This is a genomic window from Bartonella sp. AP280QHHD (genome assembly GCF_042196125.1).
In the GTDB taxonomy this organism is placed as follows: domain Bacteria; phylum Pseudomonadota; class Alphaproteobacteria; order Rhizobiales; family Rhizobiaceae; genus Bartonella.
The window spans coordinates 15533-29819 of record NZ_JBHIPQ010000038.1 but is presented as its reverse complement, the minus strand read 5'-3'; the positions used below and the strand labels follow the sequence as shown (position 1 = coordinate 29819).

At 38.5% G+C, this 14287-nt stretch carries 10 protein-coding genes and 1 pseudogene; 5 read left to right on the top strand and 6 right to left on the bottom strand.

All coding sequences use genetic code 11. The features are described 5' to 3' along the window. Window positions 1–27 precede the first annotated feature (27 nt). Window positions 28–1392: an RsmB/NOP family class I SAM-dependent RNA methyltransferase gene (locus tag ACFIMK_RS05100; protein WP_375612722.1), complete on the top strand. Its 1365-nt coding sequence runs from the start codon at window positions 28–30 to the stop codon at window positions 1390–1392. 64 nt (window positions 1393–1456) lie between these two features. Next, window positions 1457–3202, top strand: a complete 1746-nt coding sequence (locus ACFIMK_RS05095; RefSeq protein WP_375682860.1) for a heparinase II/III family protein — start codon at window positions 1457–1459, stop codon at window positions 3200–3202. Window positions 3203–4126: 924 nt separating this feature from the next. Here the strand turns inward: ACFIMK_RS05095 and ACFIMK_RS05090 are convergent. The 3 genes from ACFIMK_RS05090 to ACFIMK_RS05080 all read right to left on the bottom strand — a co-directional run bounded on the left by ACFIMK_RS05090 (window position 4127) and on the right by ACFIMK_RS05080 (window position 7747). Then, the gene (locus ACFIMK_RS05090) at window positions 4127–4279 is read right to left on the bottom strand and encodes a DUF1127 domain-containing protein (RefSeq protein WP_273790070.1); all 153 of its coding nucleotides are present in this window, start codon (window positions 4277–4279) and stop codon (window positions 4127–4129) included. Window positions 4280–4625: 346 nt separating this feature from the next. After that, window positions 4626–6245, bottom strand: coding sequence for a bifunctional phosphoribosylaminoimidazolecarboxamide formyltransferase/IMP cyclohydrolase (purH, locus tag ACFIMK_RS05085; protein WP_375638442.1), 1620 nt, complete (start codon window positions 6243–6245; stop codon window positions 4626–4628). 719 nt (window positions 6246–6964) lie between these two features. Next, window positions 6965–7747 (bottom strand): SURF1 family protein, encoded by a 783-nt coding sequence (locus ACFIMK_RS05080; protein ID WP_375612234.1) that lies wholly within the window; start codon window positions 7745–7747, stop codon window positions 6965–6967. 296 nt (window positions 7748–8043) lie between these two features. On the opposite strand from ACFIMK_RS05080, the gene rpmB reads away from it, so the two are divergent. The 3 genes and pseudogenes from rpmB to ACFIMK_RS05065 form a co-directional block, all read left to right on the top strand. Continuing rightward, window positions 8044–8361: a 50S ribosomal protein L28 gene (gene rpmB, locus ACFIMK_RS05075; protein ID WP_375612235.1), complete on the top strand. Its 318-nt coding sequence runs from the start codon at window positions 8044–8046 to the stop codon at window positions 8359–8361. Window positions 8362–8481: 120 nt separating this feature from the next. Next, complete coding sequence (locus ACFIMK_RS05070) at window positions 8482–9165, top strand: VUT family protein (RefSeq protein ID WP_375612236.1); 684 nt, start codon at window positions 8482–8484, stop codon at window positions 9163–9165. 1162 nt (window positions 9166–10327) lie between these two features. Next, a pseudogene (locus ACFIMK_RS05065) lies at window positions 10328–10474 on the top strand (HaeIII family restriction endonuclease); the annotation flags it as partial. Between the two features lie 48 nt (window positions 10475–10522). Here ACFIMK_RS05065 and cobT read toward each other — a convergent pair. The 3 genes from cobT to ACFIMK_RS05050 form a co-directional block, all read right to left on the bottom strand. Continuing rightward, complete coding sequence (cobT, locus tag ACFIMK_RS05060) at window positions 10523–12418, bottom strand: cobaltochelatase subunit CobT (RefSeq protein WP_375628610.1); 1896 nt, start codon at window positions 12416–12418, stop codon at window positions 10523–10525. Between the two features lie 14 nt (window positions 12419–12432). Next, window positions 12433–13413, bottom strand: a complete 981-nt coding sequence (cobS, locus tag ACFIMK_RS05055) for a cobaltochelatase subunit CobS (RefSeq protein ID WP_375612717.1) — start codon at window positions 13411–13413, stop codon at window positions 12433–12435. A 202-nt stretch (window positions 13414–13615) separates the two neighbouring features. Beyond that, window positions 13616–14236 carry a J domain-containing protein gene (locus ACFIMK_RS05050; RefSeq protein WP_375612239.1) on the bottom strand — a complete coding sequence of 207 codons (621 nt, stop codon included), beginning with the start codon at window positions 14234–14236 and terminating at the stop codon, window positions 13616–13618. Window positions 14237–14287: the final 51 nt, after the last annotated feature.

The following is a 14287-nucleotide window of genomic DNA, read 5'->3' as shown; positions in this document are numbered from 1 at the left end:
AGAAAACTGTGATATAAAGGTGGTGTTTTGAAACACAAAAAAGCGGGGCATGTGTCTGAAAAAAATGTTCCAGGATTAGCTGTTCGACAGGTGTGTGTGCGTCTTTTGGGGGCGGTAGTTGATAAGTACACGCCTCTGTCTGGTTTGACGGATAATGAACACGGACATCCACAATATTTGAAGCTTTCACAACGAGATCGTTTGTTATGTCGGGCTATTTTAACAGCTTCATTGCGTCATCGAGGGCAGATTATGGCGGCTCTCTCACGCTTTTTGGCGCGTCCTTTGCCTTCACAAGCACTTTCACTTCAGCATCTTTTGCATATCAGTGTTGCACAAATTCTTTATCTTGATATTCCCGATCATGCGGCTATTGATTTAGCTGTGCGTGTGGCGAAACTTGATCCTCGAATGCGCCGTTTTTCAGGGGTGGTGAATGCTCTTTTGCGCAATGTTGCACGTGAGGCAGAGCCTTTACGCCAACAAGTTCCTACCATTGAAGGTGTGCCAGCGTGGTTTGGACAGCTTTTAATATCAGCTTATGGAACAGAAAAGGTACATCAGATTATCGCAATTCAAAGTGTGGAACCTCCTTTCGATTTGACAGTGAAATCTGATAGTGGTGGATGGGCTGAAAGGCTTGGCGGTGTGGTATTGCCCAATGGTTCTGTTCGATTGAAGCGTCTGGAGTGTTCTGTTTCTGATTTACCAGGCTATCGTGAAGGGTCTTGGTGGGTCCAAGATTTTGCAGCAGCTTTGCCTGCTTGTTTACTTGGGAGTATTGAGGGTAAACGCGTTGCTGATCTTTGTGCGAGCCCTGGAGGAAAAACAGCACAATTGGCTTTGCAAGGGGCTGAGGTGACTGCAATTGAGCTTTCTGCTAACCGCATAAAGCGTTTAAAAGAAAATATGGAACGGCTTCATTTTTCAGTTCATATTTGGCAGGGCGATGTGAAAAATTTCCATTCAACACAGCTTTTTGATGCGGTTCTTCTTGATGCTCCTTGTTCTTCTACAGGAACAATCCGTCGTCATCCAGATATTTTATGGACGAAATCGAGGGAAGATATCGTCAAGTTAGCGGCGTTGCAATATGATTTGCTTGTCGCAGCAATTTCTTTGGTAAAGGAGGGGGGGCGGATTGTTTTTTCCAATTGTTCATTGGCAAGAGAAGAAGGTGAAGATCTTATTGAGAAAATTTTATCGATACGCAATGACATTGTTTTAGACCCTATTTATCCAGAGGAAATGGGAGCACTGGAACATTTGCTTTGTGGGGGGATGTTACGGACAACGCCTGCGGATTTTTGTCATAAAAATTTTGATGCTGAGAAAACCGTATTTTTAGGAATGGATGGTTTTTTTGCTGCGCGCTTACGAAAAATTGCTTAATTAACGCTTCATTTACAAAAATGGTCGAAATTGTATTTGATTCAGCATAAATGGAGATGAAATTTTGGCGGTTGCGGTAAAAGCTCCTCAGGTAAAAGTGGCAGCCTGTATCGATACGATACAGAATGTTATGCGGCGTTTATGGGTTGGACCATTGTTTCGTTGGCGGTTTTCAGGGTTTCGTCCTCATAAAATTTTAGCGCATCCCATAGATTTGCATGTAGCTGATCCGATGATGGCGCATGAATTTTATCATGGTCGTTTTGCTTTTGCTGGTCACATTGTTCATTCTGGTGCTGTTTCGCCGTTTTCATTGGTTCCACCAACGCTAGAATGGGAAGCGGCTCTACATGATTTTCATTGGTTGCGCCATATGGAGGCAGCAGGAAGTGATTTAGCTTCTGCACATGCACGCTCTCTTTTAGAAGATTGGTTTGACCATGCTGGCAAGAAGGTAAAAGGACTTGCTTGGAGTGGTCCTGTTGTGGCGCGGCGTTTGATTTCATGGATTTGTCATTCGAAAATGTTGTTAGAAGGGGCAAGTGAGCGGTTTGAAAAACGCTTTTTGCGTGCACTTGGTTTGCAATTTCGTTATTTGCGCGTAACAATTTGTAGTATGGAGCACAATGATCAACGTTTACAAGCAGCTGTAGCTTTGACGTTTGCATCTCTTGCTTTGCCTGTTTCTGCGGCAGTGAAAAAAAAGGTACAAACCACACTTATAGAGGAGCTTTCCCGTCAAATCCTAGTTGATGGTGGGCATATTTCCCGTAGTCCTGTTATTTTGCTGAATTTGTTATCGGATTTATTGTCGTTACGGCATCTTTTTATGCGTAGCAATGAAACAGCACCCCGTATTTTGATTGATTCTGTTGAGCGTATGTTGCCAGCTTTACGATTCTTTATCCATGAGGATCAAACGTTGGCCCATTTTAATGGGGTTGGTCCCCTTGTATCGGAACGGTTATCATCACTTTTGGAGCTTGATGAAACAGGAGGACATCCTTTTAGTTATGCCCGTTATTCAGGATTTCAGCGCTTAAAAGCCAATCAAACAACAGTGCTTGCAGATACAGGAAAGTTTCCACCTCGCTCTGTAGCACAGCAGGCTTGTTCGGGGTGTTTGTCTTTTGAAATGTCTTCACAAGGGCACCGTTTTATTATCAATGCCGGTGTTAATCCTGATGGGCGGGAAGAGTATCGACATTTAGGGCGTGTTACTGCAGCACATTCAACAGCTACGCTTAATGATTGTTCAGTGGGTGCTTTTTATCATAAAAACAAAAATGGCGCGCCATTTTTGTTTGATGGACCAACAGACGTTCAAGTGTGCCGTATAGAGGATTCAGAGAAGACGGGTTTTATTGCGAGTCATAATGGTTATATGCGACCCTTTAATCTTATTCATGAGCGTGGTCTTATTTTGGCGACAAATGGAGATACGATTGAAGGTTTTGATCGCTTTTTTATGCCAAATAAAGGGGGAAAGAGACACAAGAGTGTGCAAAATGAACAAAATCATGTTGCTGTTCGGTTTCATCTTCATCCACAAGTTGAAGTTAACTATGATGGCAAACGTGTGTGTTTAGCCGTAAAGAATGAGAACGTGAAGAGTGAACAAATATGGTATTTTATATCGCCTGACGCAGATATTTGTCTTGAAGATTCGATTGATTTTGCAGAATTAACAGGTCCACAACGGACACAACAGATTGTTTTATATTTTCGTCCTGCATTTCAGGAAAAAGTTCGTTGGCGTTTTATCCGTAAAGCGTTTGATAAAAAATTAGAACATTGTTCCAACCCATAGTATATTGCGTTTTATCTTGCGTGTCGCAAAACATCATCGTTTATTGTGGTAATATTCTCAAAATTTGAAGATCATATCAATTTTATACACGAAGAGTTTTGTTAGAGTATGGGTTGGATGTTTTTAGGCAAGGTTTGCTCATAGAATCTCATGAGGTGATGCTAAAAGGGATTGGCTCCAGAAAAAAGGTTTTTTGAAAGACCATTGTTGACAGATGAGTACTAGTTAAGGATTTTGATCCTTTAAAGATATGGAGAGAAAATTAAGCCGTTGCTTATCTTCTATAAGTTTTTAAGTGTGCTGTTGGGATCAATATTTCTCTCTGAGAGAGTTGCATTAATAGGATTACGCTCTTCACGAAAAACAGAGCGCTATTGTATTGTATTCACGGACTTATTTTAAAGAAAAATCCCTTAACGCTTCCAAGCCTATTTTGCGACGATGCCCGTGATGGGTATAACGGTAAATCCATTAAGCACCCCCCATCTTTATGCTTATGAAGGAGCAGTTCGGCACTATCACACTATTTATCAGTGCCCAATGTTTGTAACAGTTCTTGGCACTAGAGATGGTTCATAAGAGGCATTTTTAGCCTTTTCTTAATAGCTTTTATCCATACAGCTCTCCCCGCTTGTAACGTGCAGGCGAATGGTTTTTGTTGATTCAACATACACAGATTTGAAATGAGAGAATCTTACGGTATTCGGGGTTCTAATTTAATATGAATAACGCTAAATTATTATTACAAATCAAATGTTGTACATCACAGAAGCATTGAAAATTCGAGAAACAATACATAACAATGGCCGAGAAAAATAACTCTTCTGCTCTTTGTTATTATACTAAAAATGAAGTTATAATAACAAACCACAAAATGCGCGCTTTTTTATAGCAAAGCATTCTCTCAAATATCTTAAACAATTTTCATAAAGATTTACGCGAATAACGTCGTGCAATTGAATCAATATCACCTCGACAAATTCCAAGATCACTAAGTTCATATGTTGAAAGACGACTTAACGCATTAACGGTTCGACGATAACGGCGCCAATTACTATAAAAACGTAGAATATTCATATCCCCTACTCAAACTTTTCATTACACTCTTTAGTTTAAGAATAGAGTATATTACTAAAAAGAGTTGTGTTATAATATCATAGCAGGTATGCATCTACATACAAGATAATGTCCCTTTAACATTTTCCTCATGCGAAAGGGTAACCATTAAAAATATCAACAAGAACATCTTATCCCTAACCAATGGCTAAATTATGTGCATTTTCTGCGGTGATAAACTTCTTCACGTGTAGCTTCTTTGGATTGAATAACTGCTTCCATTTCAACAGTTATCAATAGTCATACGATAATTATGAAAAATTCCTTGAAACATTTGTCTCATACGAAAAGAAAAGCAGCAAAATTATTAATGGCGGAAGTGACGTGTTCCTGTAAAAACCATCGCTAACCCCTGTGCATCAGCAGCGGCGATAACTTCTTCATCACGCATGGAGCCTCCTGGTTGAATAACTGCTGTTGCTCCTGCTTCAGCTGCTGCTAATAAACCATCAGCAAAAGGAAAAAATGCATCTGATGCAACAACAGATCCTTTTGTGAGAGTTTCTGTTAAGCCTGCTCTTTGCGCACTTTCTGCTGCTTTACTTGCAGCAATTTTTGCTGAATCGATGCGGCTCATTTGTCCGGCTCCAATTCCAACTGTTGCGCTATTTTTCGCGTACACAATAGCATTTGATTTAACGTGCTTTGCTACACGAAAAGCAAATTGAAGATCACGCATTTCATCTTGAGTTGGTGCCCGCTTTGTCACTACTTGCAATTTAAGATCATCGACTACCACGTTATCACGTGATTGTACTAAAATGCCTCCTGCAAGTGTTTTCGCAAGAAGTCCTCCACAGCGTGGATCAGGAACTCCACCTGTAATGAGCAAACGAAGATTTTTTTTCTTGGCAATAATTTCACGTGCCGCCATTGTGGCATCAGGAGCAATAATCACTTCTGTGAAAATTTTAACAATTTCTTCAGCACATTCCTCATCAAGGGTTTGATTTAAAGCAACAATTCCACCAAATGCCGATACATTATCACACATAAGAGCTTTCAAATAAGCGTCTTTCAAATTTTCTCCTTCCGCAACACCACAAGGATTGGCATGTTTAATAAGAGCGACAGCAGCGGTTTTTTGCGGATCAAATTCTGCCACAAGTTCAAAGGCTGCATCTGTATCATTCAGATTGTTATAAGAAAGCGCTTTGCCTTGTAAAAGTTTTGCTGTTGCAATACCAAAACGTTTTTCATTATTGCGATAAAATGCTGCCTGTTGATGTGGATTTTCCCCATAGCGCATAACACTTTCAAGATGACCGGAAAAACTCTGCCATGATGGAGTTTCAATTTTTAAATCCCGTGCAAACCACGATGCTATTGCCGTATCATAGGCAGCGGTGTGTGCATAAGCGCGCATTGCTAGCTGATGACGCATAGATAAGCTTAAACATCCATTATGCTGCTTTAATTCAGCTAGAATCGAATCATAATCTTTTATCGCTGTTACAACACCGGTATAAGCATAATTTTTTGCCGCAGCGCGAATCATCGCCGGTCCACCGATATCAATATTTTCAAGAGTCGTTTGCCCATCAGCTCCCGAAAGGATCGTCTCTTCAAAAGGGTAAAGATTCACCACTAAAAGATCAATTCCATGAATGCTGTTCTTTTCCATAGCTTCCCTATGGTTAGGATCTTCTCTTACCCCTAACAAAGCACCATGAATCAAAGGATGGAGTGTTTTTACACGCCCATCCATTATTTCAGGAAATCCGGTAACTTCAGCAACATCTTTTACGGGTAAACCAGCTGCTATGAGGGTTTTTGCTGTTCCTCCTGTTGAAATTAATTCAACATTGTAAGTAGCATGAAGGGCTTGTGCAAAAGCAACCACACCCGTTTTATCAGACACAGAAAAGAGAACACGACGAACCCGATGAAGATCAGGTATGGGAAAATTTTTGGCAACAACACCCATAACAGAAGCCTTAAAAATGAAAGAGTTAAAATTCTAGTAAAACACGCTTATACGTTTATAGCATAAGCCTTTAGCAAAATACACTGAAAGGATAAACTGTCTTTTTAGAATATAGGATGATTCACCTTTTTCTATTATCCTGTAAAAACCTCTCATTTGAGGTGTGGTGATAGGTATAAAAGTCTCATTGAGACATTAAATATTTTTTTGTTGCTTATAACTCAATATCTCATCTTCATAGCAGTTTTGAAACAAAAAATGCATCCGTATGTTCTCTGCTATATTAGCCTTTATACTAGATGAAGGCGAAAGTATTGCGTATATCAATTGGAGTAATCTCTGAAATGGGAAATAATCTAATGAAGCAAGAATATAAAATTATAAAGGCAAAAATGAGTGCTCATCTTTCCTATCATTTTTAAATTTAACTTTATATTTTTCAAAAGCGTTTATGACAATGTTTTTTAAGAGTGAATTTTTTATAGAGTGGAGATAATGCATTGCTTCACATTTTTGGGCATTACATTTTTAATGAATAAACCCTCGTTTTATGATGATTTTTTAAAGAGTGTCGCGTAAATCTTTTGTGGATGGTATAAAGATCTATTGTATGCCTATGATCTTTATTTAACAAAGGCGCAAGTTGGTAGATTTTATTCTCTTTATCAGTTTTCAAGATTCTAAAAATTTTTGTTACTTGAGATGGAAGAGGTATTTTTTTAGTTTTTTTGCCGTAGCAGAAAAAGAAAACCTCCTAACACACCAGCAGCTAAAATAAACCACGTGATTGCATAAACGAGATGATTATTTCGAAAATGGATAATCGTAAGACCAACGACGGGAAGTTTTGCTTGTGGAGATGTTTTTCTGGCATCAATGAAATAAGGGGCAACAGTGGACAAACCAAGTTTTTGTGCCATAGCGGGGAGATCGCGCGTATACCATAAATTTTTGTCAGGATTATTTTTACGCGGGAAAAATCCATTTTTTTCACTCATGCGTAATAAACCTATAATCGTTGTTTGTTCTGTGTCCGTGGTAGAATTTTGCTGAGATAAGGCATTTGTATGCGATTGCTCTGTGTTTTGAAAATTGTTACGTTCATCCATAGGGATAAAGCCACGGTTGATAAAGATCAGTATATTATCAGCAGTTTGTAAGGGAGTCAAAACCCAATAGCCTGTAGTATTTTGAGCGGCAGCAGTGACTAAAATATTTTTATCTGTTAAAAATTTTCCTGTGATAATAACAGGTTGATATTCATATTTTTCAAAAGTAACATCTGACCATTGATTTTTTGGAGGGGCTTTTATGGGGGGTAAATGAATGCGCTGATTGGTACTGGTGATAAGATTTGTTTTCCAGTTTAACCGTTGTACTTGCCATATACCTAATGCACTGAAGAGAAGAAAAAAACAAATACATAAAGTTCCAAATAAAAAAGAAGAAAAACGGCAAGAATTTCCCTGAAGCTTTGTCATGGGGGGGTCTTTTTTGCTCATGATTTGTGCTTCCTTTCGGGACAATAGGCTTTTATTCTAACATGGTATATATTAAAAGAAACATTTTGTACGCTTTTTGGCAGAATTTGCACGCCTTATTGAGGAAAAAGATGAAAAATGAGCCAACAAGAGATGAAAAAGGTTTTATAAAAGACTTGACCTTTTGTTGTCGACCCCCTATTAGAAAGAAACTTCCCAATGATGCCCGTTCAAGGTTGCATTGCGCGTGTTTTGCGTTCATTGTGTCCTTTGGGTATGGGGATTTGAAAGTTTCTTAGAGTTTAAGGGTGAAGTTTATGTCTCGTGCATGTGAATTGACAGGGAAGACGGTTCTGTATGGTAATAATGTTAGCCATGCGAATAATAAGACTCGGCGTCGTTTTTTACCAAATCTTTGCAATGTGACATTGATTTCAGAGGTGTTACAGCAAAGTTATCGCTTGCGTATTTCAGCAAATGCATTGCGTTCTGTTGAGCACCGCGGTGGTCTTGATGGTTTTTTGATTAAAGCAGACGATAAAGAGTTGTCGCAACGTGCGCGTTTGCTAAAACGCCAAATCATTAAGAAAAAAGCTGAGCAAGAAGGTGAGCAAAAGGCTGAACAGGCAGCATAATTGTTAGCGCCATTCTTTTTGGTTTATTAATGCTTTGATTTCGGTTTTCTGTTCTAGAAGTTAAGTTTTTTGCAGGTTGATCGTTTCATTTTATTGGTTCCATATCCCAGGTTAAAAAAAATGTCTTCAAGCGGTCTTTTATTAGAACAGCAAAAGAAAAGGTATGTTGTTTTTTCTATTTTTGCAATGTGCCTTGCTGTCACGGCTTCTAATATTTTAGTTCAATATCCTGTCTATTGGTTTGATTTGAATGAGCTGTTGACTTACGGGGCTTTTACCTATCCATTTGCTTTTCTAATCAATGATTTGACCAATCGTTTTTATGGTCCATCTGCTGCGCGGCGTGTGGTTTATGCTGGTTTTTTTACGGGTGTCTTTGTTTCTTGGATATTGGCGACACCACGGCTTGCACTTGCTTCTAGTTTTGCATTTTTATTTGGGCAACTCCTTGATATTGTGGTTTTTACTCCTTTGCGACGTAAAACATGGTGGAAAGCACCTTTAGCAGCAGCGTTGGTTGGTTCAGCTTTGGATACAGTGCTGTTTTTTGCTCTTGCTTTTTCTAGCTCGTTTGCTGTTTTTGATAAGATAACAGGGTATGCAGATAGTTCACTGGTGGAGAGTACTGTTTTGGGAGGGATAGGCATGCCAGTTTGGCTATCGCTTGCTTTTGGTGATTTTTCGGTAAAAATTATTATGAGTCTGTTGATGTTGATTCCTTATGGGACAATTCTTAACATCGTAAAGCTTCCTCTTTATCAATGTCATTCAAAAGATGATTCCTCTTTTGTTTGTCACAAATAAGGATTTTTGTCTTTTTGTTTTCCTGAAGCCAAGAAAATTGTACGCTATGCTTGGTGTGACACGTTAGTTATAATGGATACTTTATCATTTACCAACTTAAGTAAGAACTCCAACACAAAACGCTTTTTTATTTCAAAATTCTCTTGTGAGGAAAAGATAAAGTCATTTGTTTGAGAAGGGGCTAAATATGCTTTTACAAATGATTCAATGTGACAGAAATTGCAACTGATGTTTATTAATAGATTGATTTAAAATGATAACTTATATTTTTCATTTGAGTGAAAGAGCCCAATATCATAAAATTTTACGCGTTTTAAATACTCTTATATTGAGTTAATAAAAATCATTTGCTTGCCTATGTTATAAGAGGAATTGGCGTGCGGACAACGTCATTTGAGAAAGAAATACTTCTTATGAAGAGCTTTAATGCAATAAAAGTGCAATATTAGGCGCTGAAAGTATATTGATTTATCTTAAAAACATTGGAAACTTGAAAGTAGGATTCTGCTTTTGGCTTGTAGCTTGTAAAGTAAAGGATGATTCTGGATTTTGCATTATGCCATATATGGGCGCTGTTGTGAAATAAGCTTGGAAGCAAGGAAGAATGTAGGAGTGCGGATAAGATATATAATGGTGTGTTCTTTTTCGTGAATGAAGTAATATTTTTTTTCGTGTTTTTCTTATATTTTATGTGAGTAAAGATTTTTTCTTTTATCCATGAGATGGGAGCTTATGTTGATAGATCACCCGTGGTGAGTACTGTTTTGGGAAGGTTAGGGGACAGGTTGGCTTTCGCTTGCTTTAGCAATTTTTGCCGAAAAATTGCTATGAATCCATTTATGCCGATTCTTTTATAAAGAAATTCTTAGTGTTTAAAATATCCTCTTTTTTTTCGTATAATAAATACAACTTTTATCTTTTTGTATTACTGAAGGTGAAAGTTTAGGTATTATATTTTCTGTGAGAGCAGCATTTTAGAGCTATGTCTAGTGGAGATATTTTTCTATATACGTGTATTTCAATATAATGAAATAACACAAGATCGAGACAAAAATGGGTGATTATTCAGTCTTTGAATTTGAATGGTACTCTGGGATATGGTCGTAAATGGAAAGTTCTAAGCAAAACTTTATCAGTCGCAATATAACCAGAAAGTAAAAACAAACTCATTACAATTTTTGAAGATGGTTGGAGCATTTCTTTTAGAGCTCATAATGCATCCAGTAAAGTAGAAGCTTCTTTAAAATTCGATATTCAATTTGTGGGATTATCTTCTCAGGTTGTTAGCCATCAAATTCCAATGGTTTAATGATAGAAATAATTTTTTAAATGTAATCGTTGCTGATTCAAGGCAGGTTTATTTCTTATGAATATGAGTTCTTTTATCACTAAAAAGTATTTCTAATTGTTTTGTTATGGCGTCGGCAAGTTCTTCAGCATTCATAATTGTTACAGCACGTTGGTAATAACGTGTGACGTCATGACCAATTCCAATGGCAATGAGTTCAATAGGGGAGTGTGTTTGGATTTCTTGAATCACTGCGCGTAAGTGTTTTTCTAAATAATTGCTGGAGTTGACCGATAGTGTCGAATCGTCAACAGGAGCGCCATCAGAAATGACCATGAGGATACGACGTTGTTCACGCCGTGATAAAAGGCGTTGATGAGCCCAAATTAAAGCTTCTCCGTCGATATTTTCTTTTAATAATCCTTCTTGCATCATTAAACCTAAATTGCGTCGTGCGCGACGCCATGGGGTATCAGCACTTTTATAGATGATATGGCATAAATCATTGAGGCGTCCAGGATTATGGAGTTTGTTTTGGGTAAGCCATTGTTCGCGCGATTTTCCCCCTTTCCAAGTTTTGGTGGTAAAACCTAAAATTTCAACTTTGACACCACAACGTTCAAGAGTTTGTGCCAAAATATCAGCACAACTTGCAGCAACGCTAATGGGGCGTCCGCGCATTGAGCCAGAATTATCAATGAGGAGTGAAACAACTGTGTCCCGAAATTGGGTGTTGCTTTCCATTTTAAAAGAAAGGGGTTGCATGGGGTCAATAATTAGACGTGGAAGCCGTGTTGTATCAAGATATCCTTCTTCAAGGTCAAAGTTCCAGTTGCGATTTTGTTGCGCCATCAAGCGGCGCTGGAGACGGTTTGCTAAACGTCCAACGATGTTTTGCAGATGATTGATTTGCTTATCAAGATAACGGCGTAAGTGATCTAACTCGTTTTCAGAACAAAAATCTGTTGCTTCCAAAATTTCATCAAATTGACGGGTGAAGATTTTATAATTGCCAAGTCTTTGCATTTGTTCCGAATCAGAAAAAAGGTGTTTGGGTTTGCTCGGCTTTTCTTGCCAAGGTCCATTTTTTTGCTCGCCGTCAGCTTGATCATTGTTGTTTGATTGTGTCGCTTGTGTTTTTCCGTCGTCTTGCACATCACTTTCTTGTTCAGTGCTGGTTTGTTCTTCACTTTGAGCGTGTTTTTTGTTTTTACTCTCTTCTTCTCTTTGGTCTTGAGGTTCACACGCATTTTTTAATTTTTTATTGTTTTCACTGTTAGAAGCTTCAGCTTGTTGCACTGTCATTTTGAGTGTAACAAGCATTTGGCGAACAATCTGTGCAAAAGCTTGTTGGTTGTAAATATGATGTGGGAGTTCATTGAGTTGTGATGCTGCTTTTTGTTCGAGTTCTTTACGCCACAATTCTAAGACAGAACCCGCTTCTCTTGGAGCTGCGCGCTTTGTTATTTTTTCACGCAATAAAAGTGCAATCGCTTCTTGGATGGGGGCTTCACTTTGGTTGCTAATTTTATGATAATGGGCTCTTTTGTATTTATCGGCGAGCATGACATCAAGATTTTTTGCAAGTCCCTCCATGGCTAAAGTACCAATTGCTTCAACACGTGTTTGTTCGAGGGCATCAAAGACAGCACGTGCTTCTGATTCTAGTGGAGAAAATTGCATGTGAATGCGGTTGTCATGCCATGCTTTGCGCAGAGCCATGGAATCACCTAGTCCGCGGGTAATAGTGATGTCTTTATTTGTTGCGTATTGAGGTAATTCTGGTAAACGCGCGCAACTTTCGCTTAAAGATGGTCGGTTATGACTAAAGGAAACTTCAAGGTTGTTTGTGCCTGCAATCGCACGCATACAGGTGGAAAGTGCTTTTTTAAAAGCTTCAGCATTAAGAGTGTTGTTGGAAGAATCTTTTGCCGGATTTTTGTTGTCGCCAATATCGGTAGCCATGAGTGACAGATTCCTTAAGGCGAAACACCATGAATGAGTGATTCGGGAAGCTCTTGTCCAAAGGCGCGTTGATAAAATTCTGCAACAGTGGCACGTTCGAGTTCATCACATTTATTGAGAAAGGTTAATCGGAAGGCAAAGCCGACATCTTGAAAAATTGTTGTATTTTCTGCCCAAGTAATGACGGTACGTGGACTCATGACAGTTGAAAGATCTCCATTGATAAAAGATTGGCGTACCATATCAGCAACATGAACCATTTGTGAAATTGTCTTTTTTCCCTCAGCCGTTTGAAAAGATTTGACCTTTGAACAAATGATATTAACCTCTTTATCATGGGGTAAATAATTGAGTATCGTAACAATAGACCAGCGGTCCATTTGAGCTTGATTGATCTGTTGGGTACCATGATAGAGACCGGTTGTATCACCAAGACCAATGGTGTTTGCCGTTGCAAAAAGACGAAATGCTGGGTGTGGAGAGATGACACGGCTTTGATCAAGTAAGCTTAGTTTTCCAGAGGTTTCAAGAACGCGTTGGATGACAAACATAACATCGGGACGCCCCGCATCATATTCGTCGAAAACAAGAGCAATATTATTTTGATAAGCCCATGGCAAAATGCCCTCTTTAAATTCAGTGATTTGTAAGCCATCTTTTAAAACGATAGCATCTTTTCCTACAAGATCGATACGACTTACATGACTATCGAGATTAATGCGAAGACAAGGCCAGTTAAGACGTGCAGCAACTTGTTCAATATGCGTTGATTTCCCTGTACCGTGATAGCCAGAAACCATTACACGGCGGTTAAAGGTAAAACCTGCGAGAATCGCTAAAGTTGTTTGCTGATCAAAAAGATAATCAGGATCGATATCAGGAACATGGGGACTTTTTGTGCTAAAAGCAGGGACTTTCAGATCTGTTTCAATATGAAATAGATCGCGAGCACAAAGTGTAATATCGGGCAAATTTTCAACGGTAAGATTTGTCATTATGTTTCTGGAAGGGAGAGGACGCTATTTATTCATTAGAAACGATACAAGAGTTAAAGTATTTATGCAATGCTCTATAATGAGAGCCTTAGATATTGAAGAAAGATTTTTTTACGTATTCTATAATGTTTTGCAAAAAAAGTAACATTTTGCGCAAATAATGATGGTCTAAATGAAAATAGACTCATATAAGCGCATGTTTTCAGCACAAACCAGACTTTTTTAGCAAATTGTAAGCATGTAAAACATCACGAAAGCGCTCTTCTGAAGCACGATTACCACCATTGGAATCAGGATGGTGCTTTTTTACCAACTCTTTATATTTCATTTTGATGTCTTCTGCTGAAGCGTTTGCCTGTAGTCCCAGTGTATCAAAAGCTTTTGCTTCTAAGGGCTTTAATTTTCGTGAGAACTTATTGTTTGAATGCTGCCCAGTAAAAAGCGTGAAGGGATCGCGCATGCGATTTTGATAGGCAGCTGTTCCAGAGCGAATCTTTGCATAATTCGCGGCTGTTTTTTTCGATGTACCATTGCTCAGATCTGTAGGCCATGTCGGACGATGTCCTGTGAGAGCATCCTTTTGAAATTTTGCGATATCTTTATTGCTAAGACCAGAGAAGTAATTAAAATTTTTATTATAGGCGCGTACGTGTTCAATACAAAAATATAAATATTGTCCTTCGTGATTTCGACCTGCTGGTGCTTTATGGGACCCTGTTTTTTCACAACCTTCCCACTGACACTGTTGTGCTTCTGGCTCAGCTTTTTGTTTTTTATTTGAGCTTATGCGAATTGAATCGAATAATTTAGATGTTATTGTCATATTATTGGTTTATGCAAAATTGATTAATTTTACAAGAATTGACTTTTGAAA